17 protein-coding genes and 1 tRNA gene are annotated in these 26,179 nt (G+C 58.8%); 13 read left to right on the plus strand and 5 right to left on the minus strand.

The window, feature by feature from the left end; all coding sequences use genetic code 11:
* Positions 1-196 precede the first annotated feature (196 nt).
* From acpS to DWY51_RS08435, 8 genes are all read left to right on the plus strand, one after another.
* Positions 197-736 carry a holo-ACP synthase gene (gene acpS / locus DWY51_RS08400; protein ID WP_117655164.1) on the plus strand — a complete coding sequence of 180 codons (540 nt, stop codon included), beginning with the start codon at positions 197-199 and terminating at the stop codon, positions 734-736.
* Complete coding sequence (locus DWY51_RS08405) at positions 737-2,353, plus strand: NAD(P)H-hydrate dehydratase (protein ID WP_117770525.1); 1,617 nt, start codon at positions 737-739, stop codon at positions 2,351-2,353. It abuts the gene before it with no gap.
* A gap of 2 nt (positions 2,354-2,355) precedes the next feature.
* Complete coding sequence (gene alr, locus DWY51_RS08410; RefSeq protein WP_117630070.1) at positions 2,356-3,501, plus strand: alanine racemase; 1,146 nt, start codon at positions 2,356-2,358, stop codon at positions 3,499-3,501.
* An 8-nt stretch (positions 3,502-3,509) separates the two neighbouring features.
* On the plus strand, positions 3,510-4,130 hold the full coding sequence (locus DWY51_RS08415; RefSeq protein WP_089573671.1) for a uracil-DNA glycosylase: 621 nt from the start codon (positions 3,510-3,512) through the stop codon (positions 4,128-4,130).
* A gap of 12 nt (positions 4,131-4,142) precedes the next feature.
* Positions 4,143-4,649, plus strand: coding sequence for a tRNA (adenosine(37)-N6)-threonylcarbamoyltransferase complex ATPase subunit type 1 TsaE (gene tsaE / locus DWY51_RS08420; protein ID WP_089573670.1), 507 nt, complete (start codon positions 4,143-4,145; stop codon positions 4,647-4,649).
* Positions 4,636-7,020 (plus strand): tRNA (adenosine(37)-N6)-threonylcarbamoyltransferase complex transferase subunit TsaD, encoded by a 2,385-nt coding sequence (tsaD, locus tag DWY51_RS08425; protein WP_117770526.1) that lies wholly within the window; start codon positions 4,636-4,638, stop codon positions 7,018-7,020. Before tsaE ends, tsaD begins: the two co-directional genes overlap by 14 nt.
* Before the next feature lie 813 nt (positions 7,021-7,833).
* Positions 7,834-9,723 (plus strand): carbon starvation protein A, encoded by a 1,890-nt coding sequence (locus DWY51_RS08430; protein ID WP_117770527.1) that lies wholly within the window; start codon positions 7,834-7,836, stop codon positions 9,721-9,723.
* 183 nt (positions 9,724-9,906) lie between these two features.
* A complete protein-coding gene (locus DWY51_RS08435; RefSeq protein WP_158556934.1) occupies positions 9,907-12,099 on the plus strand; it encodes a hypothetical protein in 2,193 nt (730 codons plus the stop codon).
* Between the two features lie 876 nt (positions 12,100-12,975).
* On the opposite strand, the gene DWY51_RS08440 is transcribed toward DWY51_RS08435, so the two are convergent.
* The 4 genes from DWY51_RS08440 to DWY51_RS08455 all read right to left on the minus strand — a co-directional run bounded on the left by DWY51_RS08440 (position 12,976) and on the right by DWY51_RS08455 (position 17,724).
* Positions 12,976-13,050 (minus strand) — tRNA-Gln (locus DWY51_RS08440).
* Positions 13,051-13,088: 38 nt separating this feature from the next.
* Positions 13,089-13,994: a peptidoglycan-binding protein gene (locus DWY51_RS08445; RefSeq protein WP_197032236.1), complete on the minus strand. Its 906-nt coding sequence runs from the start codon at positions 13,992-13,994 to the stop codon at positions 13,089-13,091.
* Between the two features lie 139 nt (positions 13,995-14,133).
* Positions 14,134-15,147 (minus strand): polyprenyl synthetase family protein, encoded by a 1,014-nt coding sequence (locus tag DWY51_RS08450; protein WP_233504672.1) that lies wholly within the window; start codon positions 15,145-15,147, stop codon positions 14,134-14,136.
* Between the two features lie 126 nt (positions 15,148-15,273).
* Positions 15,274-17,724, minus strand: coding sequence for a PTS transporter subunit EIIC (locus DWY51_RS08455; protein WP_117770530.1), 2,451 nt, complete (start codon positions 17,722-17,724; stop codon positions 15,274-15,276).
* A gap of 224 nt (positions 17,725-17,948) precedes the next feature.
* Between DWY51_RS08455 and DWY51_RS08460 the strand changes: the two genes are divergently transcribed.
* The 5 genes from DWY51_RS08460 to DWY51_RS08480 all read left to right on the plus strand — a co-directional run bounded on the left by DWY51_RS08460 (position 17,949) and on the right by DWY51_RS08480 (position 23,340).
* Positions 17,949-18,668 (plus strand): GntR family transcriptional regulator, encoded by a 720-nt coding sequence (locus DWY51_RS08460; RefSeq protein ID WP_117770531.1) that lies wholly within the window; start codon positions 17,949-17,951, stop codon positions 18,666-18,668.
* Positions 18,669-18,974: 306 nt separating this feature from the next.
* Positions 18,975-20,291, plus strand: coding sequence for an ABC transporter substrate-binding protein (locus tag DWY51_RS08465; protein ID WP_055252173.1), 1,317 nt, complete (start codon positions 18,975-18,977; stop codon positions 20,289-20,291).
* Positions 20,292-20,378: 87 nt separating this feature from the next.
* The gene (locus DWY51_RS08470) at positions 20,379-21,233 is read left to right on the plus strand and encodes a carbohydrate ABC transporter permease (protein ID WP_055252174.1); all 855 of its coding nucleotides are present in this window, start codon (positions 20,379-20,381) and stop codon (positions 21,231-21,233) included.
* Positions 21,233-22,072 carry a carbohydrate ABC transporter permease gene (locus DWY51_RS08475; RefSeq protein WP_117584245.1) on the plus strand — a complete coding sequence of 280 codons (840 nt, stop codon included), beginning with the start codon at positions 21,233-21,235 and terminating at the stop codon, positions 22,070-22,072. Before DWY51_RS08470 ends, DWY51_RS08475 begins: the two co-directional genes overlap by 1 nt.
* Before the next feature lie 68 nt (positions 22,073-22,140).
* A complete protein-coding gene (locus DWY51_RS08480) occupies positions 22,141-23,340 on the plus strand; it encodes an ABC transporter ATP-binding protein (protein ID WP_117584246.1) in 1,200 nt (399 codons plus the stop codon).
* 457 nt (positions 23,341-23,797) lie between these two features.
* On the opposite strand, the gene glgP is transcribed toward DWY51_RS08480, so the two are convergent.
* Complete coding sequence (glgP, locus tag DWY51_RS08485) at positions 23,798-26,065, minus strand: glycogen/starch/alpha-glucan family phosphorylase (RefSeq protein ID WP_117770532.1); 2,268 nt, start codon at positions 26,063-26,065, stop codon at positions 23,798-23,800.
* Positions 26,066-26,179: the final 114 nt, after the last annotated feature.

Genomic DNA, 26,179 nt, shown 5'->3' on the forward strand with positions numbered 1-26,179 from the left:
GAGGCCAGGGCGCCGCTGACCGGTGGACGGCACCGAGCCGTCGGATGACTTGAAGAAGGGGGAGGCCTCGCGGCCTCCCCCTTTTTTGTATCTCGGGCAATTTGTCTCACATAGTAGCTGTGTTTTATAACCCTCGTTTGTCGCATCTTCTGTGAACGGGCTACAATAACTTAGTCTGTGCGATATGGAGGTGAACATGGCTGAAGCTGGTATCGGCGTTGATATCGTCGAGATTTCCCGCATGAAATCAATTCTTGAAAAGACGCCGTCGTTTGCTCGGCGTGTGTTTACCGAAGAAGAGCGTGCGTATTGCGATGCATCATCGCGTCCCGCTGCTCACTATGCGAGCCGCTTTGCTTCGCGCGAGGCGGTGCTTAAAGCTCTCGGCACGGGTTTTAGTCAAGGCGTGGGTCGCAAGGATGTTTCGGTAACGCGTGATAAACTCGGCAAACCGAAGGCGCTGCTTTCGGGCCGTGCTCTCGAGATCGCTCAAGAACTGGGCGTTGTTGAGGTCGCTCTTTCCATTACGCTTACGGGAGACTTGGCCGTTGCGAATGCCATCGCGATTACCGAAGATGCTCGGCCTAAGCCAAAAGATGAAAAGGTGAGCACCAAGAAACGCGTTGCGCAGACATTTAAAGAGGCTCGCTCTGTATTAGATGAGCTCGAGCAGCTGCAGAATTCAGCATTGACGGAGCACCTGGGCGATGCTTCGCAAGATACGCTAGGAGCATAGATGAAACCGGTTTTGAGTACCGAAGAAGTCGTTCGTCTCGAGGATATCATCGAACGCGAAGGGACTTCGAAGGCCGAGCTTATGGAGCTAGCGGGTGAGTTTGCCGCTAACGAGGTCTTGAAGCTCAATCCCGATCGGGTTCTCGTTTTGGTCGGTTTTGGTAATAATGGCGGCGACGGTTGGGTTGCCGCCGATATCCTGAGCCATAAGGGTGTGGACGTGGATATCGTTTCTCCGGTTGAACCGGATGAGATTCCTGCTGCTCTGGCACGTCATGTTGCTCGTCGTACTGCCGGCCGCGATGTGCACGTTTGCGTCGGCCCCTCGCGTGACGAACTCGAGGTTTTGATCGATAAGGCGGATGTTGTTGTCGATGCCATTTTTGGTACCGGTTTCCACGGGAATCTGCGTGCGCCGTTCTCCATTTGGATTCCTACGGTCAATGGATGCGCCGATTGTGTCGTATCCATTGATGTCCCCTCGGGCCTGAATGCCGAGACGGGCGTTGTTGATGACGACTGCATTCGTGCCGAGCGCACGGTGACGATGATCGCGCCCAAGATTGGTCTGTATAGCGCTGATGGCCCTGAGTATGCTGGCGATTTGATCTGCGGCAATCTTTACGACCGTCTTGACGAAGTCATCGATGATGTTGACCACGCCGCCGAGATTGTCGAGCCCGGTGACTTAGTTGATTACTTTGCTCCGCTACCATCGAATATCGATAAGTATTCCCGTGGCTCTGTGCTTATTGTCGCCGGATCTGCGCAATATCCTGGTGCTGCCATTATGGCGGCCAAGTCTGCAGCTCGCGCGGGTGCTGGTTACGTGGCGGTCGCGGCTCCTGACGCCTGCGCCAATCTTATTCGCATGGCACTTCCTTCGATTCCCGTCTTTGCTATTCCGTCTGATTCCCGCGGCTCCTTTGGCGCCGCTGCGCGCATGACTGTGTGCGAGATTGCAAAGAAGTACAGCTGTGTACTGTGCGGTCCCGGTATGACGACGTCTGCCGGCGCTATGCAGGTGGTTTCGGGCTTGCTCGAGCTTGATGTACCGCTAATTTTGGACGCCGATGCACTCAACTGCCTTGCTAAGATTGCCATTGACGGTATTGATAGTAACCCCGAGATGTATCGCCGCGAGCAGCCGTTGGTTATGACGCCGCACTATCGTGAGCTTTCGCGCCTGGTTGCCGGTGACGAGGTGAACGACCTTGGTACCGCGATTGCGGCCGCGCAGAAGGTTGTCTGGGCTGCAGGCTCCGACAATCTGGTGGTCATTGCCAAGGGGCCGACGACGGCTATCTGTGGCGTTGAGCGTGTGCTGCTGCCGCTCTCGGGTCCGGCTTCTCTGGCAACTGCCGGTTCGGGTGATGTTCTCGCGGGTATTTTGGCCGGCACGCTTGCCACCATGCGCGACGAGATGAATCGTTGGGAGTTGCTGTATTCGTACGCCGTCGCACTTCACAGCTACGCCGGTTTTGCCGCGGCGACGGAGTATGGTGAGAAGAGCGTCATCGCGACCGATCTTATCGACTTGATCGGTCCTGCCATGGAACTGGCGGCAAAGGATGCGCTCGAAGATCTGGGAATCATGGACGAAGGGTCGGATGACTAATCATGAATAAAGCCGATTTGACGCGCTGGTCCTGGGTCGAGATCGACCGCGGGGCGCTCCGTCGCAACACGAGGGCCTATAAGAATTTGCTGAATCCACGTCAGCGCCTGTGCTGCGTGGTTAAGGCCGATGCTTATGGTCATGGAGCTGTTGAGTGCGCCAAGATCATGTATTCGGCCGGTGCCGACATGTTTGCCGTGGCGACGGTTAACGAGGGCGTTGAGCTCCGACAGGGCGGGATTACGAAACCCATCCTCATCCTAAGCGAGCCGCCTATCGAGGCCATTCCGACGTTGCTCGAGTTTGATATCATGCCCTCGGTCTATACGTCTGACTTTGCTCTTGCGTATGGCGAATGTGCCGTCGCGGCGGGCAAAGTGGGCAAGTATCATCTCGCCATCGAGACGGGCATGAATCGTATCGGTGTTCACTACACACAGGTGCTCGACTTTGTACGCGGCATCAGTTTCCATCGCGGCATCCAGTGCGACGGCGTATTTACGCACTTTGCCACGGCCGATGAACCTTCGGGTTGGGACTACAAGCTGCAGTGCCAGCGTTTTACCGAGGCCGTTCAGGCCATTAAGGACGCAGGTTTTGAATGCGGTATCGTGCATTGTGCCAATACGCCGTCCTCGATGCTCGATTCTTCAATGCACTTTGACATGATTCGTGCCGGCATCGGTTTGTATGGTCTGCAGCCATGTGAGCTGAGTGGTCGCGTGATGCAGCTTGATCCCGTCATGAGCGTCCACGCGCGTGTGACGCGCGTGGCGCATCCTGCGATGGGCGAGGGCGTGGGCTACGGCTTTACCTACCGCGTACCGCGCACGCGCGTTCAGATCTGCACCCTTCCGATCGGTTATGCCGATGGCCTTTCGCGTACGCTTTCCAATCGTATGGACGTGCTGTATCGCGGCGAGCGTGTGCGTCAGGTGGGCAATATCTGCATGGACCAGTTTATGGTCGCCATTCAGTCCAACCCAGCACATGAGATTCCCGAGGCCGAGTATGGTGACGAGATGATCATTGTCGGCCGCGATGGAGATGCCGAGATTACCATGGACGAGATGGCGCGCCTACGCGGCACGATTAACTACGAGGTCGCTTGCGGCTTTGGTATGCGTCTCGACAAGGTCTACGTGTAGGAGTCGCTATGGGCGTCATGCACATCCCCGGCCATAGCCATCAGGCGCCGCGTGAGGTCGCACTCGAGGAGATCGAGGCCGTTCTGGGCGATTGTCACCTTTGCCAGCTTTACCAGTCGCGCCATAACATCGTGTTTGGCGTGGGAAACCCCCACGCTCGCGTGATGTTTATTGGCGAGGCGCCGGGCCGCAATGAGGATTTGCAGGGCGAGCCCTTTGTGGGGGCGGCAGGCGAGGACCTCAACGGCATTTTGTCGCTGGCGGGGCTCAAACGCGAAGACGTCTACATTGCCAACGTGCTTAAGTGCCGCCCGCCGGGAAACCGCAATCCGCGTCCCGAGGAAGTGCTGGCTTGCTCGCCATTTTTGCGTGAGCAGATTCGAAGCATCTGGCCCGATATTATTGTGACGCTCGGCAACCCCGCGACGCACTTTGTGCTAAAGACCGAGATTGGCATTACTAAGCTGCGCGGCAGGTTCCACCAGATGGGGCATTTTGTGGTAATGCCCACGTTCCATCCGGCAGCAGCGCTGCGCAATCCGGCGTGGCAGGAGCTGCTGGAGGAAGACTTTAAGATGCTGGGCGACTATCTGGAGCGACATCCCGCGCCAGAGGACGCCTCGGAATAATAAGGAGCATATATGTCCCTGGAGCGCCTGGGGGTAGGTACTTACAAAACGACTTGCGCTGCCGATACGGAGTACTTTGGCGAGCTAATTGCACCGTGCCTTGAGGATGGCGATGTGCTCATCCTGACCGGTGGCCTGGGAGTGGGCAAAACTCACTTTACCAAGGGCGTCTCGCGCGGGCTGGGCGATGGGCATATGGTTACGAGCCCTACGTTCGCCCTCATGGCCGTTCACGATCAAGGTCGTATTCCGCTGTTTCACTTTGATCTATACCGCCTGGAGCATGCCTACGAGCTCGAGGATACGGGCATTTTCGATGTGCTGGGCTATGAGGGTGCTTGCCTGCTGGAATGGGGCGAACAATTCCAGGACGAGCTGACGGATGAGTATCTTTCGGTGACGCTCAGGCGTGATGAGGGCGACAGCGATGTGCGAACGATAACGCTTGAGGCGCACGGTGACCGCGCAATGGAGCTTTCCCATTTGATTGATAAGGCTGTACAAGATGAGCTTGCATAACGACAACGCGCTGGTGGTGGCGCTCGATACCTCGACCGACATGCTTGCCTGCGCGGCAAGCTGGATTGATGGGCAGACGGGTGAGACGAAGCTCGTGAGTGGCGACCACATGTGTCGCCGTCACGCCAACGTTGAGCTCGTGAATACCGTTGATGGCGTGCTGGCTCAAGCCGGTCTGGATCGCAGCGATGTTGGTTGCTATGTGGTCGGCCGCGGCCCGGGGTCCTTTACGGGTGTGCGCATCGGCATCTCCACTGCCAAGGGCCTCGCGCGTGGTGCCAATGTTCCGCTGCTGGGCGTGTCGACGCTCGACGCTTGCGCTTGGACGGCGTGGAAGGCTGGCGTGCGCGGCAAGCTTGGTATCTTGGCCGATGCTATGCGCGGTGAGGTATATCCGGCGCTGTATATGCTGGTCGATGAGGGTCCCGAGCGTCAATTTGAGCGCGAACACGTGGTCAAGGCCGCCGTGGCGCTCGATGAGTGGCGCCAAGCAGCGGACTGGGGCCAGGTTCAGCTGACCGGTGACGGTCTCGTGCGCTATGGCAAGCTGCTGGGTGAGGACGAGGCCGCCCGCTGCGTGGAGCGCGACCTGTGGTGGCCTTCGGGCGAGGGCTTGCTGCTCGCGCACGCTGCGGGTGACGGCGATCCGGCCCGCGTCCTGCCGATTTACACGCGCCTTTCGGATGCCGAGGAAAACGAGCGCAAGCGTCTTGGTCTTGCCGAGAGTGCGCAGAGCGAAATTACGGGTGTTGCCGATGAGCTCGCCGGTCGTCATCTGCAGTTCCGTCCCATGGGCGCGGCGGATGCCGAGGGCGCGAGCGCGCTGGAGGCTGCCTGCTTTGAAGGTGCCGGACACGAGGCATGGACGCCGGGCATGTTCCTGTCCGAACTGGGCGAGGACGTCGCTGCGCCGCGTAGTTGGTGGGTGGCACACGACGACGGCAAGCTGCTGGGCCTTGCCGGCGGTATGGTCGTGGACGGTGATGTGCAGATTCTGGATGTCGCCGTCGACCCGGCACATCGCCGTGAGGGCATTGCCCGCAAGCTGCTGTCGCATGTGAGCTATGATGCCCAGATGCTCGGCTGCACCACGGCTTCGCTCGAGGTCGAGGACGGTAACGAGGGAGCGATCGCGCTTTATAACGCTCTGGGCTTTACCGAGGCTGGCCGTCGCCGCGGCTACTATGGTGCCGGCAAGGACGCCATCGTCATGACGGCTCCGCTGCCCCTGGTGCTTCCGGTCGATAATGCTTCGCCCGAGCCGACGGCGGCAGAGCAGCGCGTATGGCCGCTGCCTGCGCCTGGGCGCTCCGAGGGGGAGCGTGCCGAAATTGAGCGTCGCCGCCTCGTACTCGCTATCGAGAGCTCCTGCGACGAGACGGCGGTGGCGATTATCGATGCGGATGGCAATATGCTGGCCAACCAGGTGTCGACGCAGATTGATTTTCATGCACGCTTTGGCGGCGTGGTGCCCGAGATCGCCTCGCGCAAGCACGTCGAGGTGATTGTGAGTGTCGTGGATGCGGCACTCGAGGATGCCGCAGCATCGCTTGGTCTTGAGGGTGGAGCCATCGCGCCGAGCGAACTCGCCGCTGTTGGCGTGACGCAGGGTCCGGGCCTGGTGGGTGCTCTGGTAGTGGGCGTCGCCTTCGCCAAGGGCTTTGCCTATGCCGCCGGCAAGCCGCTCGTGTGCGTCAACCATCTGGAGGGCCATCTGTTCGCCAACCTGCTGGCGCAGCCCGATCTCAGGCCGCCGTTTATCTTCACGCTCGTCTCGGGCGGTCATACCATGCTCGTGCACGTGAAGGCATGGGGCGACTACGAGGTACTTGGTGAGACACTCGACGATGCTGTGGGCGAGGCCTTCGACAAGGTAGCCAAGGCGTTGGGTCTGGGCTATCCCGGTGGCCCCATCATCTCCAAGCTGGCCGAGACGGGCAATCCCCGCGCGATCGATTTTCCTCGCGCGCTTAACAGCAGGGGGGACTATCGCTTCTCGCTTTCGGGCCTCAAGACGGCGGTGACGCTCTACATCGAGCAGGAGACCAAGGCTGGGCGCACGATTCACCTGCCCGATCTGGCGGCTTCGTTTGAGGCAGCCGTCTTTGACGTTCAGTACAAGAAGGCCAAAAACGCCCTGCATGCCACCGGATGCAAGGAATACTGCATCGGCGGCGGCGTCTCGGCTAATCCGCATCTGCGCGAGATGATGATCAAGAAGCTTGGGCGTCAGGGGATCCGCGTAACGGTGCCGCCCTTGTCTGCCTGCACCGATAACGCAGCCATGATCGCGGAGGTCGCTCGCCGTAAATTCGACCGAGGTGAAATCTCGCCGTTCGACGTCGACGCCGATCCAAACATGACGCTGTAGTCGTACGGGTGCGGTCCCCGACGCTGCCCGGGCGCCAGCGGCCGCATATGAACTTTCCTGCTCTACAGTCCTGCTCACGACGGAGGCCACATTAAGTGGCCTCCTGTTCGTGCGGAACTCGCGATAAAGTTCATATGCGGCCGCTGGCGCCCGGGCAGCGCCGGGGACCTTTCTGTATCGATATAGCTTCTGAGCTGGTTTGGCGTCGACAACGTCCGGCAAGGTTAGCCAGCTGCGTCGAATTTTCGGCGTGCTTTAGCTGAAAGAAAAAGATGGTGTGCGGAGCTTTGCTCCGCATTTGGGATGGGAGCCCCTCGGGAGCGGGCGGGCGTATACAAGGTTTATCGCGAGTTCCGCACGAGCCGGAGAGCACTTAATGTGCTCTCCGTGCGAGCAGGACTGTAGAGCAGGAAACCTTGTATACGCCCGCCCGCTCCCGAGGGGCATCTCTCATGCAAAAACTGTCGTGGGGTAAAGTCCGAGGTCAGTGGCGTTTTATACCGAGAAATTCAAAAAAAGCTGAAAATTCATTACAAATTTGCGTTGACTTTAGGTAACTAAAGTTTCATACTCCTTTTCAACCACTGGGGGATGTGAACACGCACGGATCGTTCACATCATGATTGAAGAGGATTTCTTAGACATGTTCACGCATCAGCTAAACATTATCAGCGTAGTAATTATCTGATGCGGGTTAGCACATACAGCTAGCCCGTACGATAACGGGCGGCTGATGAAGATGAGGGCCGTCGAGCGCAACCGACGGCCCTCATTTTTTATGTCTAGGAAGTTCTTTTTAGAGGAGGAAATGTAATGAACGGAGTTTTGCTCATGGTTGTGGCCGCGGCGGTGCTCGCCTGTGGCTATCTGGGCTACGGCCGCTGGCTGGCCAACAAGTGGGGCGTTGACAAAGAGGCCCTCACGCCGGCCAAGCGCATGAAGGACGGCAAGAGCTTCTCGCCCGTCTCCGCCTTTACCGCGTTCTCGCACCAGTTCAGCTCGATCTGCGGTGCTGGCCCTGTCACGGGTACGATCGTCGCCATGGCCTTTGGCTGGCTGCCCGTCGTGCTCTGGGTCCTCGTCGGCGGCATCTTCTTTGGCGCCGTCCACGACTTTGGTGCTCTGTACGCTTCGATGAAGAACAACGGCAAGTCCCTGGCCCAGCTCATCGAGAAATACATCGGCAAGACCGGCCGTCGCCTGTTCCTGCTGTTCTGCTGGCTGTTCTGCATCATCGTCATCGCCGCTTTCACCGACATGGTCTGCAAGACGTTCATGTTCACCTCGGTCGTTGACGCTTCTGGCGCTGCCACCGGTGCTATCGACTTCACCAAGTCCTATGCCGCCGGCTGCGCTGGTACCATCTCCATCCTGTTCACCTTCGTCGCTATCGCCTTTGGTTGGGCCCAGAAGAAGTTCAACCTCACCGGCGCTGCCGAGTTTGTCACTGGCGTGGTGCTCATGGTTCTCATGTTTGCCGTCGGCATGCAGTTCCCGGTCTACCTGGACAAGTTCCAGTGGTTCGCCGTTGTCATGGTCTACCTGGTCTTTGCTGGCGCCATGCCCATCCAGATGCTCAAGACCCCTCGCGACTACCTCACTTCCATCATGATGATCGTCATGATCGCCTGCGCTGTCCTCGGTATCGTCGTCCTGGGTGTTAACGGCCAGGCCACCATCACCGCTCCGGCCTTTACCGGCTTCTCCAGCGCTTCTGGCATGATGTTCCCGGTCCTGTTTGTTTCCGTTGCCTGCGGTGCCCTCTCCGGCTTCCACAGCCTCGTTTCTTCTGGTACCTCCTCCAAGCAGGTCGAGAAGGAGCAGGACGCCGTCAAGGTCGGTTATGGCGCCATGATCGTCGAGTCCTTCGTCGGCATCCTTGCCATCATCGTCGCCGGCATCATGTTCTCCGATATGAACACCGCCGGCACTGGTGCCCTCAACGCCGGCGTCGCTTCCACCCCGTTCCAGATCTTCGCCGCTGGTATCTCCCGCGGTATGCAGGCCTTCGGTGTTGACGGCACGCTCGCTACCGTCTTCATGACCATGAACGTCTCCGCTCTGGCCCTGACCTCGCTCGATGCCGTCGCCCGCATCGCCCGCACCTCGTTCTCCGAGTTCTTTGCCCAGACCAACGACGCCCTGGCCATCGAGTCCAAGGCCGGCTACATGAAGGTTCTCGGCAACCCCTGGTTCGCCACGGTCGTCACCCTGCTTCCCGGTCTCGCCCTCGCCTTTGGCGGCTATGCCAACATCTGGCCGCTCTTTGGTGCTTCCAACCAGCTGCTCGGCGGCATGACCATGATCACCCTCGCCGTGTTCTGCAAGTGCACCGGCCGCAAGGGCTGGATGCTCTACGTGCCCGTCGCCTTCCTGCTCTGCTGCACCTTCACCTCGCTGGTCCAGAGCGCCATGGGCTGCATGACCGCTGTCCAGGCTTACGGCTTCTTCGGCACCATCCCGGCTACCGCCACCACGGCCGCCGTCTCCGTCGCCGCCACCAAGGGCCTGCAGCTCGTTTTCGCCGTCCTGCTGATGGTCCTGGGCCTCATCGTTGCCGTCAACTGTCTCAAGGAGTTCTTCGGCAAGGAGGCCGGCTCCATGCCCGACGAGGAGCCCGAGTGGTCCGAGATGGGCAAGGCCGAGTACGGTCGCGCCGCTGCCGCTGAGGCTCCTGCCGACGCCGAGGCCGCTAAGGCCTAGTCGGTCGGACGGGTTGAATCTCCCATCTATTTGACTCGGAAAGACCGGGTCCGCAATCAAGCGGACCCGGTCTTTTTTCTTGTGATAACAGGTGGTGCAAGGGCGTTCTCGCAGATGTTTTGCGTGGATAGGCTCGTGCGTTGTACCATATGGACGTATATGTGTGCATATGAAAGGGGCCCCGTGGCCAAGACGGTATATTCCGATAATCAAAACAATGTCGATGCTCTGGCTGAGCGTCTGAGCAGCCAGACGTCGCTTTCTGCCGAGCGCGCCAAGCTGGTTGCCTACGACCTGCTCTGCCGCAAGGCGCTCAAGATTAAGTCGAGCGCGCTGGCGCAGATTTTCCGCTCCGTCGATAAGGAATGCGATACCAAGGCGATGCGCGATGAGCTTATCGCGGCAAATATCGTGACCAAGATCGAGGGCAGCGGCATTAACGGGCGCCCGGCGTTCTATACCATCAATGTCGAGATCCGCGATGCCCAGGAGCAGCCTGCCGAGTCCGTCGAAGATTTTGTCGTCGAGGATTCCGCTGACGTGCCTGCTGTGGAAGAAGTTGCTCCGCGTGAGCATGTTGATACCGATGAGTTGCTCGATGAGAACGTCGTGCGTGCCTTTACGGCCAAGGCAGGGCGCGGCGGTTTTGGCGGGGGTGGCAAGCGCGATGCGCAGCGTCGCGCCCAGCAGGAGCGCTTCCGTCGCGCCGTTGCTCGAAAGGGTGAGACGGATGCCGAGGCTGTTGAGAACGAGGTTGCTGCCGAGTCGCAGAGGCCCGCGAAGGAGCAAAAGCCCGTGGAGGCCCAGGAGCCCCAGCGTCGCCGTGGTGCCCACTTTAAGGCTGCGCAGCAGGATGTCGCGCATGAGGTTGAAGAGCTTTCCGAGGCCGCAGACGATGTTGAGGAGTCTGCCAAGAAGGCCCCGGGCTCATGTCGTCCCGGACGTGGTTTTGCGAGGCGCGCGTATCCCGTAAGGCGTCAGGAGAAGGGCGAGCCGGCTCCGACCGCTCAGGCCGAGAAGGCCGAACAAACCGAGAAAACCGTTGAGCCGGCGGCTCGCGAGCAGCAACCTTCCGAGTCGCAGCCTGCGGCTGACACTGAGGTCAAAGCTCAACAGACCGCTGATAAGCAGGCGGGGGAGAGCGCCTCAGGCAAGCCCCGCCGTCGTCGTCACCGCGGCGGTCGTGGCTCAAATGCCGAGGCCGCGGCCGAGAAGACAGCGACACAAAACGGAGATGAGAAGGCCGAGACTCCGGTGGATCAGGTCAAGCGCCAGCCGGCGAAGGAGGCCAAGTCCGATCGTCCGCAAAAGCGCTCGTCTGCGCCCAAGCAGGAACGTAATACCCAGGCAGATTCCAAGCGTAAGCCTCATGCACAGGCTGAGCCTGCCGCGGCTGATAGTGCTACCCAGCAGCCCGAGTCGGCCGTCCACGGCGAGGTATCGGCGTTTGCCCTTGCCCGCGTTTTGGGCAGGCAGCTGCTCAAAGTTGTCCCTACGCCTACGGCGCTCTCTAAGATCAAGGAACAGCAGACTCAAATTGTTAAGGTCGAGGGCAAGGACGGCAAAAAGGCGCCGCAGCGCACTCAGCACAACGAGATGTCCAACCGCAAGATTGCCGAGGAAATCGCAATCATCCAGGCTTGGATCGAGCAAAACCGAGGTGCCGATACGCCGGTTGCCTCGCGCCGCCAGCGTGCCTACCAGATTTTTAACGACGAGAAGGCTTTTGACGGCAAGCACGGTGAGCGCCTGATAAGGCGCATGACCGAAAAGGGCATCAGCATGCAGGCGATCAAGGTCGCCCCCAACCGCCCCGTGCACTTTACGGGTTTCTTTACGCTGGGCGCCGATAAGCCGTTCATTATGGTCGAGAACCTGGACACCTACGACGAGATCGTCAGGCTGCTGCGTGGCCGCAAGCACGCCAAGCTCTTTGGCATCAAGGTGGGCGGCGTGATTTTTGGCGGCGGATGCAAGGCGAGCGTCTCGCATGCCCTGGACGATTATCTGGCCGAGATCGGCTATCGCTTTAACTACGTCTACTACGTGGGCGATATCGACCGCGAGGGCGCGCGCATCGTCGAGCAGGCTCGCAATGCCAATGTGGTTGAGATTCGCCTGCATGCCGGTATGTACCGCGCCATGCTCGCCGAGCATAAGCGTCGCGTGAAGGCCGGCGGCGAGTGCGAGCGCGCGGCTGCCAACCAGGGCGTGCCGCAGAACTTGGCGGCGACGATCAAGGATCTGCCCATGGTCACGCGCGTGCAGTTCCGCAATGTGCTACGTGAAGGCGGGCGCATTCCGCAGGAGATTCTGATGACCGCCGACTATCGGGATGGCGACTCGGGAAGCTTCGACCGCATGCTGAACAACTAAATTCCGCCGGCCCCGGGAGAGCGGGGACACCGGCTTAGGTTTCCTGCTCTACAGTCCTGCTCACGACGGAGGCCACATTAAGTGGCCTCCTGTTCGTGCGGAACTCGCGATAAACCTAAGCCGGTGTCCCCGCTCTCCCGGGGCCTGTCGTGGCTTGGCCGTTGCATGCGGCTCGCTTTTCGGAACGGGGCTGACGGACACGTTCCGAAATCTACCACCGTCGCTGTACAGGGTGTCTATAAAGAGCCGTGGCCAAAAAACGGCAAATATGAGTACTGATACTCTTTTAGTAGCAGTAATTTTGACCACATTTAAGGTGATTTGACGTGTCGATCGAGCAGATAAGCTGCCGTATCTCCTCAAGTGTTCATTAAAGGAAGACCTTGATGCGAATAAATCTCATTAAGATCTTCTTTAATTAACGAAAATAATGTAGCTACAACGGTAACAGTACTCATATTTGCCGTTTTTTGGCCACAGTCCTTCGGAGGGTCCTCGAAAATAGTCCCGAGCCGGCACTTGGGGACGTTCCTATAATGCCGGCACTTAGGAGCGTCCCCAAGTGCCGACACCGCGTCTGCCTGCGGCGGCCGCGCCCCGCTGCGTCGCTCCGCACCCTTGCGGGTTCGAATCCCTCCGCTTGGCGGCGTTGGCTCGATTTGCATGACGTGAGGGGCTCTTGGCTGGTGTGGGACGGAGGGATTCCGCGTCCGCCTGGTCGGCGGCCGCGCCCCGCTGCGTCGCTTCGCTCCTTGCGTGCTGCGCTGGAAAACGCTTCGCGTTTCCTCAGCTCCGCACCCTTGCGGGTTCGAATTCCTCCGCTTGCCCACAAGAAAGCGCCCTGGGCCGTTATGGGCTTAGGGCGCTCAGTTTTAATGGCTGGGACGGAGGGATTCGAACCCCCAACAGCCGGCACCAAAAACCGGAGTTCTACCGTTGAACTACGTCCCAATGTGTGGTGTTGCCCAAAAGCAACTCGTCTAGTTTACCTAATCTGCGAGGGCATCGCAAACGCCGTCGAGTAGGCGTACGGCGAGCGTCTGCGCGTCGCTGGCCGTGAAGGTGCCGTTGTAGCGCGTCATGCCCGTGAGCTCAATGCGAATGCGAGCCGGCTTCTGCTGCGCGGCGACATTGGCGGTGCGGATGCGCTGGGCCAGGTTGTGGCACTCGGCGAGGGCAATCGTGGCGCGTGGCGCGGCGTCGGCGGGCAGCTCGTCGCTTGCGATCTCGAGCACCAGGTCAACGTCGGTTGGGACCTCGGAGTCGCAGAGCATCATGCCGCTGTTGTCGGTCGTTGCCGTGGCGATGTTCCACATGCGCGAAGCAACGCTGCGTGCGATGGGGTCCTCACCGATAACGGCGATCTGGAAGCGCTCGAGCACGTTGGCGGCGCGAGCAAAACCGATGCGGGACTCGGCTTCGGTGACCGAGGGCTTGCCCTCCCACACATGGTGCAGGCGGTTGATGTAGGCGTAGGTGTCCTGGAAGGCCATGCCGTCGGCAAACAGGCCGACATTTTCCTGGAACTGCTGCAGGGCGGCCTCGGTATGCGGACCAAAGTAGCCGTCGTCTTCGCCACAGGCAAAGCCCAAAACGTTGAGAGCGCGCTGCAGGGCCTGCACATCGGCGCCATGGAAATTGGGCATGCGCAGATACAGGGTGCGGTCGCCCAGCTTATACGAGGCGTCGACCAGGGCGCTCCAACAGGGGATATCGACGGCATGACCGGCAGCAAGGCCACTGTCGAGCCTGAAGGTGCTGACGGCCTGCTCGGTGGTGGTGCCAAAGCGCTTGTCGGCGACCTCGTCGGCATCGATGGTGTAACCGAGCTGCAGAAGGCGGGACTGAACATCCTCGACGGCTGCTCCCTGCATGCCCGTGGTAATAGGTTCCATGAACGAACCCCTTTCGGCGTACGATTCGTACTATTTTGAGCGCGTGTCGGATAGACAACGCGAGACAATGCATAAACATGCACTCAACAGTGTAGCAACTTGTACCCAAACGCGCTGCCCACAGGTTTTGTGACCCCCGCTAGTTGAGGCGCTCCACAAAGAAATCTGCCATGGAGAGGAACAGTTCGCGTGCGTGCGGGTCAAGCTCAACGTTCTCGATGGCAGCCTTGGCTTTTGCGGTCAGGTCCAGCGCGTAGGCGTGAGCATATTCGATGGAGCCGGTCTGCTGGAAGATCTCCACGGCGCGCGCGAGCTGCGCGGGGTCCTCGGTGCCCGAGGAAAGGATTGCCTCGACCTCGTCGTGATGGCGCTCATCAGACAGGGCGTGCACGGCAACGAGCGTGCGTTTGCCCTCGGTGATGTCGGTGCGGAAGTCCTTGTTGGCGGCCTCTTTGGTGCCGACCAAGTTGAGCAGGTCGTCCTGAATCTGAAAGGCAAGGCCGGTGTGCAGGCCAAAGGCGCGTAGCGCCTCGACCTGCTCTTCGCTGCCGCCGCCGATAATGGCTCCGGCGGCAAGCGGCGTGGCTCCGCTGTAATACGCGGTCTTGTGCGTCGCCATGTCCAGGTAGTCATCAACCGAGATATCAAAGCGCTCGTCACGGACCCAACCCAGGTCAAGCGCTTGACCCTCGATGGTGCGGACGATCATCTCGGTAAGCTCGTGGAGCACACGCAGCTTCACGTCGGACTCGAGCGTGGGATCGTCGAGAACCGTCTTGGTGACCATGGTGAGCGCCAGGTCGCCACAATTGATGGCGAGCCCCGTGCCCTCGGTAAGGTGCATGCAGGGCTTGCCTCGACGAAGCTGTCCGTTGTCGGCGATGTCGTCGTGGATGAGCGCACCCGACTGGAAATGCTCGATAGCTGCCGCGGCGCTGCGGGCGCTCTCAAAGCTACCGCCCACTGCGGTTGCGGCGAGCATGCAGATAAGCGGGCGGTGGCGCTTGCCGGCGTTGGCCGTAAAAGCCGAGAGCGGCGCGTACAGGTAGCGTTCGATATCGGCAGAGGTCGCCTGTCCGTCAAAGAACGTGGCCAGATAGTCATTAATCTGGTCAAAGTGCTGGGCTAAAAAGCAGGTAAACGGACTGGACACGGGTTCTCGCATTCTTTCTTAGGTTGCATCGATGTAGTGTGCAGGCAACATATTGCCACATTGTGCCTGCCTGCGTGGCAGGTTTGGGGATTTAAGGCAACGGCGCATGTCGGACGAGTTTCGTAGTTAGACCAGTCCAAAGTGCTCGAGCGCCTTGACGACGCCATCTTTGTCGACCGAGTCGGTGATGTAGTCCGCGCGCTTTTTGAGATAGTCCGGTGCATTGCCCATGGCGATGCCGACGTCGACGGCGTTCATCAGCGAGATGTCATTGCTGGCATCACCGATGCCATACACCGTTCCATGGTTGGGGTCGAGAGCGTCGAGTACGGACTGGATACCCTCGCGCTTGGTACATTCGCGAGGCGAAATCTCGGTCACTTCGAGCTCGAGCTCGTTAAAGCAGAGCAGCGGCTCAAACGCTTGATCCTGAGCGATGCGGTTGGCAAGCGACGTGGACATTAAGATCTTGTAGGCGCTGTAATGTTGCAGCTGCGTAATTGCATCGCCCACGGTGCGGGCGTATCCCGGAGCGTCGGGCGCATCGGCACTCATGCGAACGACGCCATTGAGTCCCTCAAAACGAATCACTTCGTCCGATTGCTCAAGAATGGGAGCAAGGCGCTGCAGCATGCCGGGCGTCATCGCCAAATCGCGAATCACGTGTCCCTCAAGTTCGACATAGCCACCCGCGAGGCAGACGATGCCGGTCCAGGGCAGCTCGAGCAGCTTTGGATGGATGCAGCTCAGCGTGCGCCCTGTGCAGATAAACGCCATATTGCCCTTGGCGACAAAATCACGGATGGCTTGCGAGACCGCTTCATTGGGATAGGGGGAGAGGTCTCGCTCGCTCTCGGGAAGCTCTTGTGCCACTCGAGGGTCTTGCCAGGCGAGTGTTCCGTCGATATCGAAGAAGCAGATATCGCCGCGCTTATGGGCTGCGCTGGCGGCAGGGGAGGCCGAGGTGGTGGGCACAAATCCCGGCTCGAGGCCCATGATCTGGTCAAAATGCTCTTTAACGCGGGGAACGGAGATGCCAATAATCACCTGGGCGGTCTTGCCCGTAATGATGAGGCCCTTGGCGCCCACCGCGACAAACGACGCATTATCTGCAACGATGGAAGGGTCTGCGACCTCGACGCGCAGGCGCGTGGCGCAGTTGGTTGCGCCCACGATATTGCCAACGCCACCTAAAAGCTGAATTACCCGCTCAGCGAGGACGTGATCTTGATCGGATTGAATACTGACCTCGCCATTGGGAGATTGCTCTTTGGCAAAGCCGCTTCCCGTTAAACGATCGATTGCCGCGCGATTGGAGACATGATCCTCGCGGCCCGGCGTCTTAAGGTCATAGACCAAGATGAGTGCTCGAAAACTAACAAAAAAGATGAGGCTAAAGGCAAGACCGATACCGAGCGCCAAAAGGTAGGAGCCGGCATGCATTCGCATGAGTGGGATGAAGTTGAAGGCCGTCATTTCCATGAGACCGCCCGAGAAGATGCCGACGATACCGAAGAAGTTCATGGTCATGGCAAGGCAGGAGGATAGGACGGCGTAGAGCAAAAAGAGTCCAGGATAGGTGAACATAAAGAGAAACTCGAGCGGCTCGGTGACGCCGCAGACCACCGAGGCGACGATGGCGGGCAAAAGGATGACTTTAAGGCCGGCGCGGCGTTCGGGTTTGGCGGTGAAATAGAATGCTGCCGCGATGGCGGGAAGGCCAAAGAGCTTGCCCCAGCCGGTGGCGGTAAAACCTGCCCAGGGCGCAAGTTCATTTAAAGGGCGCGTGCTATGGGAGAGAATGGGGAGCAGGTTGGTCCACGTGGCGTAAATACCGTCGTGAATGACCAGATTGTCGTAATAGATGGGCATATAGAGCAGATGGTGCAGCCCCATGGGCTCGAGCGCTCGCTCCAAAAACACAAAGATGCCCACGCCGAAGGGGCCGACGCCCGCAAGTGCGTGGCGCAGCGTTTCGGTCACAGCGTATGCGAAAGGCACGATGGCGGCCGAGATGGCGGCAAGGGCAAACACGGCAAAAAAGCTGATGAGGTAGACCAGCGAGGAACCCGAGAAGGTGCCGAGCCAATCGGGAACCTTGGCATCGTAGAAGCGGTCATGGATCGCGACGACGGTTGCCGACACCGCCAGCGGGCCGATAATGCCGGTGTCGAGCGTCTTGATGCCGTCGATGACGGTGATGCCGCTAGCGGAGGTCAAAAACGACGGGTACTTAAGCCCAAGGTTGTCTCCGCTCAGCTTAATGATCTCGCTCAAAAAGAAACAGTAGGCAAAATAGGCTACGAGCGCCTCGAGGCAGCAGCGTGCCGGTTGCTTTTGGGCAAGGCCGATAGGCAGCGCTACGGCAAAAAGGAGTGGAAGGCGCTTAAAGACCGTCCACGAGCCGCGCTGAATGATAGTCCAGAAAACGTACCAGGGGGTTCCGTATACGGCGAGGTCGCCGACGATATCCACGGTCGTTGCGAGGGCGGAGATGCCGACCATGAGGCCTGATATAGAAAACAGCATGGCGGGCGCGAACATGGCTCCGCCAAAACGTTGGATTTTCTGCAGCATAATATGCCTTTCGGATGCAACATGCTGTGCGAGCAAGAACGTTTAAACAATGAACTCATTGTAGAGGACTGGCTGCTTGCCGCATTGACGGTTTTGATTCGGTCCGATTTGGGTTTCGGGGGAACCGTCGACGGTAAATAATCCGTGCTTTACCGATAATCGGTTTAAACAACTTTAAGAAATGCTATCGTGCCTAGCCATACATATTCATTAGAGGTGAAATCATGCCAAAAGCGATTTACGAAGGAATCTACCGCGAGATCCGTTCGCGCATCATCAACGGGACCTATGCGTTTCAGGAGATGCTGCCAACCGAAGCCGAACTGACCGCGGAGTTTGGCTGCACGCGCAATACCGTTCGACGCGCCTTGAGCATGCTGGCCGACGGGATGTTTGTGCAGCCTATACACGGTAAGGGCGTGCGCGTTATTTGGCTTAAGGGCGAAACCGACATGCTGGGCGCACTCGAAGAGGTTGAGTCGTTTGGCGAGTTCGCAAAACGCAACAATGCCGTCGCATCGACCGAGGTCAAGTCTTTTGAACATTTGATTTGCACTGAGCAACTCTCACGTCGCCTGGGCTTTAAGGTGGGCGAGGAGCTGATTCGCGTAGTGCGTGTCCGAAGCCTCAACGGCAGCGCGCGCCAAGTGGACCATGGCTACTTTTTGGCGTCGATCGCCAAGGGCCTGACCCCCGAGATCGCGGCGGATTCTATCTACGGCTATCTGGAGCACAAGCGCGGCGTCAAAGTGATGGCGAGCCGTCGTACGGTGAGTGTCGAGCTCGCCAACGATGAAGACTGCAGCTATCTGGACCTCGGCAAGTACAACTGCGTCGCCGTTATGGAGAGCCAGTCGTACACCTCGGACGGCATCTTGTTCGAGGTCACGCATGCCCGCACACACCCCGAGATCTTCCATTACCGCGTCAATTCCAAGCGATAGCCGGCTAGCTCGCAGCCTGACGAGACTCATGCCCTCAAAGCGAAAACGCCCGGTCAAACCGACGATGCATCGGCTTGATCGGGCGTTTTCTCTGCATTCGATAACAAATAATTGTTTATACAAAACTTGTCAAGTATCAAGTCGAAATTACCGTTCACCGAAGTTTTTCTACCGCTCTAGTAATACTTGTTCAAACAACTAGCCAAATAGCGTATTGTACAAGTCAGCAAAAGGGGCAAAGTCCCCGAGCCAATCTCCGAAGGCGGCGGCAAAGGGTGCCGCCACGGTGTGAAAGGGTGGATTGTAATGAAGAACGAAATGAGCAGAAGGCAGTTCCTGGGCTTTGCTGGTTCCGCGGCTGCGGTTCTTGGTCTGGGCCTCGTGGGCTGCGGTGGTTCTGCCGGCTCTGGCTCCTCTGCTTCTGGTGACGCTGCCGAGGTCTACTTCCTCCAGTTCAAGCCCGAGGTCGACAAGGAGTGGAAGGAGATCGCCAAGGCGTACAAGAAGGAGAAGGGCGTCGAGGTCAAGATCGTGACCGCCGCCTCCAACACCTACGAGGAGAAGCTCAAGTCCGAGATGTCCAAGAGCTCCGCTCCGACGCTGTTCCAGGTCAACGGCCCCACCGGCCTTAAGAACTGGAAGGACTACTGCGCCGATCTTTCCGACACCAAGCTCCGCGGCGAGCTCATCGACGACTCCCTGGCGCTGCAGTCCGACGGCAAGGATCTGGGTATCGACTGGGTTCAGGAGAGCTACGGCATCATTTACAACAAGGAGCTCCTCGAGAAGGCCGGCTACAAGGCCGAGGACATCAACTCCTTCGACAAGCTGAAGGCTTGCGCCGATGACATCCAGGCCCGCAAGGACGAGCTCGGCGTTGACGGTGCCTTCACTTCCGCCGGTATGGATGACTCCTCCAGCTGGCGCTACACCACGCACCTCGCCAACCTCCCGCTCTACTACGAGTTCGAGAAGGAGCACAATCAGGAGGACGACGAGATCAAGGGCGAGTATCTCGACAACTTTAAGCAGATCTTCGACCTGTACATCACCGACTCCACCTGCGATCCTTCGCAGCTCGCCTCCAAGACCGGTGACGACGCCACCAACGAGTTCGCAACCGGCAAGGCCGTCTTCTATCAGAACGGCTCTTGGGCCTACGCCGACCTCACCAAGGCCGGTATGACCGACGACCAGCTCGGCATGCTGCCGATCTACATCGGCGTCGACGGCGAGGAGAACCAGGGCCTGTGCTCCGGCGGCGAGAACTACTGGTGCGTCAGCTCCCAGGCTTCCGAGGATGCCCAGAAGGCCACCGAGGACTTCATGTATTGGTGCGTCACTTCTGACACCGCCACCAGCATCATCGCTGACAAGATGGGTCTGACCGCCCCGTTCAAGAGCGCTAAGGAGACCACCAACGTCTTCTCTCAGCAGGCCGTTGCTATGGCCAAGGACGGCAAGAAGACCGTCGCTTGGGACTTCGTTTACATCCCCTCCGAGGAGTGGAAGAAGAACCTCAAGCAGGCTCTCATCGCTTATGCTGCCGACAACACCAAGTGGGACGGCGTCAAGAACGCCTTCGTCGATGGCTGGAAGACCGAGAAGGCTGCTTCCGAGTAAGCAGTTGCTGCCCAAGCTATCTGATTAGCGACAGGGGGCGGGCAGACGTAGGTTTGCCCGCCCCCTGCATATTGAAAGGACCCTTCTATGGGCAAAGCACTCAAGCGCTGGTGGCCGCTCTTTATGCTGCCCACGTGCCTGGCGTTTATGATCGGGTTCGTGATTCCCTTTATCCAGGGTTTCTATCTCTCGTTCTGCCAGTTTATTACCATCAATAACGCGCACTTTGTCGGTATCGAGAACTACGTGCGCGCGCTGTCCGATCCGCAGTTCTCCACGTCGTTCTTCTTTACCGTGGCGTTTGCCTTCCTGTCGACGGTGCTCATCAACGTGATCGCGCTGGCCATTGCGCAGGCGCTCACTCGCAAGGCGCTCAAGGGCACCAACATCTTCCGTACGATTTTCTTTATGCCTAACCTGATTGGCGGCATTGTACTGGGTTACATTTGGCAGATTCTGATCAACTGCCTGCTCTCCAACGTGGGTGCCCAGCTTATCGCCCTCAACTCCGCCGCTGGCTTCTGGGGCCTTATCATCCTGACCCTGTGGCAACAGGTCGGCTACATGATGATCATCTACATCGCCGGTCTGCAGTCCATTCCGTCTGACTACATCGAGGCCGCCAAGGTCGATGGCGCTACGGCATGGCAGACGTTTTGGAAGGTTAAGATCCCCAACCTGATGCCGACCATCACCATCTGCCTGTTCCTGTCCATCACCAACGGCTTTAAGCTGTTCGACCAGAACCTCGCCCTTACCGGTGGCGCCCCGGCGCACTCCACCGAGATGCTCGCCCTGAACATCTACAACACGTTCTATTCGCGTGCTGGCATCGCATGGCAGGGCATCGGTCAGGCCAAGGCAGTTATCTTCTGCATCCTGGTTGTCGCTATTTCTATGATCCAGCTTAAGGCCACGAGGTCCAAGGAGGTGCAGCAGTAATGAAACGCGATAAGGCTATCAACCGCGCGCTCTCGATCTTCTTTACGATCCTGTCGCTCGCATGGATCTACCCCGTGTTCATGATTGCGCTCAATTCCTTTAAGAAAGCGACCGCAATCAGCACCACCACGGCGTTCGATCTGCTCACGCCCGAGACGTTCAACGGCCTCGCAAACTACGTGCACGCTCTGAACGAGCAGGGCTTTGCCTCGGCGTTTATGTACTCGCTTATCATCACGGTCACGTCGGTCGTGCTGATTCTGGTGTGCTGCTCCATGTGCGCTTGGTACGTGGTGCGCGTCAACAGCAAGATCTCGAACTTCTTCTATTACCTGTTCGTCTTCTCGATGGTCGTACCGTTCCAGATGCTCATGTTCACGCTGTCCAACCTCGCGGACCGCATCGGCTTTAACACGCCGTTTAACATCTGCTTCATCTACCTTGGTTTTGGCGCGGGCCTCGCGGTCTTTATGTTCGCCGGCTTCGTCAAGAACATCCCGCTCGAGATTGAGGAAGCGGCCATGATCGACGGCTGCAACCCGGTCCAAGTGTTCTTTAAGATCGTCCTTCCCATTATGAAGCCCACCTATCTTTCGGTCGGCATCCTTGAGACCATGTGGGTCTGGAACGACTATCTGCTGCCCTACCTTACGCTCGACTCCACCAAGTACAAGACCATTCCTATCTTGATCCAGTACTTCCGTGGCGGCTATGGCCACGTCGAGCTCGGCCCCATGATGGCGTGCATCATGATGGTCGTCATCCCCATCGTCATCATGTACATCTTCTGCCAGAAGTACATCATCGACGGTGTGGTGGCAGGTGCCGTCAAGGGCTGATGCCGTAACTGTTTTGCAAGTTTTGGCGGCGCCTCTCAGCGCGGCGCCGCGTATCGAAAGGTAAAGACATGGCCGAGATCGTTCTCAAACATGTTCAGAAGGTGTATCCCAACAACGAGTCAAAAAAGAAGGGCTTCTTTGGCAAAAAGAAGAAGACCGAGGAGAAGAAGCACAACCTCAAGGTTACCGAGGACGGTGTGCTCGCTGTAGAGGACTTCAACCTCACCGTTCACGACCAGGAGTTCATCGTCCTCGTTGGCCCTTCTGGCTGCGGTAAGTCCACGACGATGCGCATGGTCGCCGGCCTGGAGGACATCACCTCCGGCGATGTGTTCATCGATGGCAAGCGCGTCAACGACGTGGCGCCCAAGGACCGCGACATCGCCATGGTGTTCCAGAGTTATGCTCTGTACCCCAATATGACGGTGTACGAGAACATGGCGTTTACGCTTGAGCTCAAGAAGGTCCCCAAGGACGAGATCGACCGCAAGGTTCGCTCCGCTGCCGAGATCCTGGGTATTACCGAGTACCTCGACCGTAAGCCCAAGGCGCTCTCTGGCGGCCAGCGCCAGCGCGTCGCCATCGGCCGCGCCATCGTGCGTGACCCCAAGGTCTTCCTGATGGACGAGCCGCTGTCCAACCTGGATGCCAAGCTTCGTAACCAGATGCGCGCCGAGCTCATTAAGCTGCGTCACGAGATCAAGGGCACCTTCATCTACGTTACCCACGACCAGACCGAGGCTATGACCCTCGGTGACCGTATCGTGGTCATGAAGGATGGCGTCGTCCAGCAGATCGCCACCCCGCAGGAGGTCTTCAACCATCCCGCGAACATCTTCGTCGCCGGCTTTATCGGCGTGCCGCAGATGAACTTCTTCGATGCCCAGCTGGTGCGCTCGGGCAACGGCTTTACCGTCAAGACCGAGGATATGAACGTGGCGCTCGCCCCCGAGACCTGCGCTCAGCTTGCTCTCAACTGGGACGGCGGCGACGTGAAGGAGATCACGGCCGGCGTGCGTCCCGAGCAGATTCTGCTTGCCGACAAGGGCGAGGAGGGTGCGCTCCAGGGCACCGTCGAGGTGACCGAGCTCATGGGCTCGACCGAGCATGTCCACGTGACCGCTCCCGACGGCCAGTTTGTCCTGATTATCCCCGTCGTCGACCTCGAGGCCAAGGGCGCGCTCAAGGCTGGCGACCCCATCTGGTTCAAGTTCGAGAAGAACGCGACTCATCTCTTCGATAAGGTGTCTGGCAAGAACCTTATCTAGGCCCGGTGCATCCAGGCCCTCCCTTTGGGCGACTGCGGCTTTGCCATCCTTTTGCCGCGGTCACATATAAGGCTCCCCTCCCGTCCACTGGGCGAGAGGGGAGCCTTTCTTTGTGTTGGGACTGTCTGACCGGTCGTTTGTCTCGATCTGTAACAGGTAGGGCCGATTTCGGACGTTAGATGTTACAGATCGAGACGGTTCCGCTGAGCTAACCATTTCATCTAAATCTGTAACACCAAAGGCGAATTTCACCTGCTAGATGTTACAGATTGAGATAAACCCGAGGGGAGGGGCCGGTATGTCTCAATCTGTAACGGCTGGGACCGTTTTGGTTGAGTAATTGCTACGGATCGAGATTGTTTGGCCGAGTCGGATCACAGGGTAACGTGCGGGCACAAAAAACGGAGCCGTGTTGCCACGACTCCGTTTCTCAAGAGGATGGGTAAGGGAAGCGAAATTAGTTCAGGTGCCAGATCTCGTCGTTGTACTGGGAGATGGTGCGGTCGGACGAGAAGGTGCCGGCGTTGGCGATATTGATGAGCGCCTTGCGCATCCAGGCGTCCTGGTCCTCGTAGTCGGCCAGCACGCGCTCCTTGGTCTGGATGTACTCCTCAATGTCAAGCAGGGCCATAAACCAGTCCTTGCCCTTAATGTCGTCGTGCAGGCGCTGCAGGCGCTCGGCATTGCCGGTCGCCATAAAGGCCGGGTTGGTGATGAAGTCCACCAGCAGTTTAATGCCTGGCTTGCGGTAGAGTGCGCCGGCATCGTAGGTGCCGTCGGCGTAGAGCTGCTCGACCTGTTTGGACGAGGCGCCAAAGGTATAGATGTTCTCGTCGCCCACGAGCTCGGCAATCTCAACGTTGGCGCCGTCGAGCGTGCACAGGGTTAGGGCGCCGTTGAGCATGAACTTCATGTTGGAGGTGCCGCTCGCCTCCTTGGAGGCCAGGCTGATCTGCTCGGAGATGTCAGCGGCGGGGATCACGCGCTCGGCGGCGGTGACGTTGTAGTTCTCGATCATGACAACCTGCAGGTAGGGAGCCACGTCGGGGTCGTTTGCAATCCACTGAGACAGCGTCAAGATCAGATGGATGATGTCCTGCGCGATAGTGTAGGCAGGCGCCGCCTTGCCGCCAAAGATGATGGTGACGGGGTGCTTAGGTCTGTTGCCGTTCTTGATATCGAGGTACTTCCAGATGATGTAGAGCGCGAGCATCTGCTGGCGCTTGTACTCGTGGATGCGCTTGACCTGGACGTCGATGATGGCGTTGGAGGGAATGGTCACGCCCTGCTCGAGCGCCATGAACTGGCGCATGATGGCCTTGGCCTCGACCTTGGTGGCGGCCAGGCGCTCAAGAACGCCCTTGTCGTCAGCGAACTTGGCGAGTTTGCTCAGATCGCCGGTGCTGCGCCAATCGGTGCCGATCACATCGTCGAGCAGGCTGGCGAGCGCGGGGTTGGCCCCATGGATCCAGCGGCGGAAGGTGATGCCGTTGGTCTTGTTGGAGAACTTCTCGGGATAGATTTCGTAGAACGGATGAAGCTCGGTGTCCTCCAGGATCTTGGTGTGGAGGGCGGCTACGCCGTTGATGGAGAAGCCAAAGTGGATGTCCATGTGGGCCATGTGGACGGTGTCGTATTCGTCGATGATGGCGACGCGCGGGTCATCGTGCTCGGCCTTCGCGACCTCATCGAGCTTGACGATAATGTCGGCGATGGCAGGGGAGACCTTCTGCAGGCTGGCGAGCGGCCACTTCTCGAGCGCCTCGGCAAGGATCGTGTGGTTGGTGTAGGCGACCATGGAGCGCACGATGGTAACGGCCTCGTCAAACTCGATGTCGTGCTCGGTGGTGAGCAGGCGGATGAGCTCGGGAATGACCATGGTGGGGTGCGTGTCGTTAATTTGGACCACGGCGTAGTCGGCCAGATCGTGCAGGTTGCTGCCGCGCTCGACGGCCTCGTCGATCAGGAGCTGGGCGGCGTTGCTCACCATGAAGTACTCCTGATAGATGCGAAGTAGGCGGCCCTGCTCGTCGGAATCGTCGGGGTAGAGGAACAAGGTGAGGTTCTTGGCGATCTCGGTCTTGTCGAAGTCGATGGAGCTGCCGGGGACCAGGCCGTCGTCGACGCTCGCCAGGTCGAACAGGCGCAGGCGGTTCTTGGTGGGCTGGTCGTAACCGGGCACATCGATGTTGACGAGCTTGGAGGTAACGGCAAAATCGCCGAACTCGACGGTGTAGGAGCGGTCATCGTCGACTAGGATGTCCTGCTCACCGAGCCACTCGTCGGGGACGGCCTTCTGCTGGTTGTCGACAAAGCGCTGACGGAACAGACCGTAGTGATAGTTGAGGCCCACGCCATCGCCGGTCAAGCCCAGCGTGGCGATGGAATCCAGGAAGCATGCGGCCAGACGGCCCAGGCCGCCGTTGCCGAGCGACGGTTCGACCTCGAACTCCTCGATCTTGTTGAGGTCGTGGCCCGCGGCGGTGAGCTGGTCCTTAACCTCGTCATAGATGCCAAGGTCGATCATATTGTTGATGAGCAGCTTGCCGATCAAAAACTCGGCAGAGATGTAGTAGAGCTTTTTCTTGCCGTTGTTGAGAGGACAGGCGGCAGAGCGCTCCTGCACGAGCTTGGCCAGCAGCTTATAAATACGACGGTCATCGAGCTGCTCGAGCGAGGTGCCAAAGGACTGCTCGGCAAGATCCGCAAGATTGATACGGGGCATGTTTCCTCCTGTGATGGGTTGATTACATGTCAGAAATTCAAAAGAAGCCCGCGCGAGGGATTGGAGTGGCCTCGCGCGGGGAAAACGGACGCGTCCGCACGATGGGGTGGGGTC

The sequence above is a fragment of the Collinsella sp. AF25-2LB genome, from assembly GCF_003458415.1.
Classification (GTDB): domain Bacteria; phylum Actinomycetota; class Coriobacteriia; order Coriobacteriales; family Coriobacteriaceae; genus Collinsella.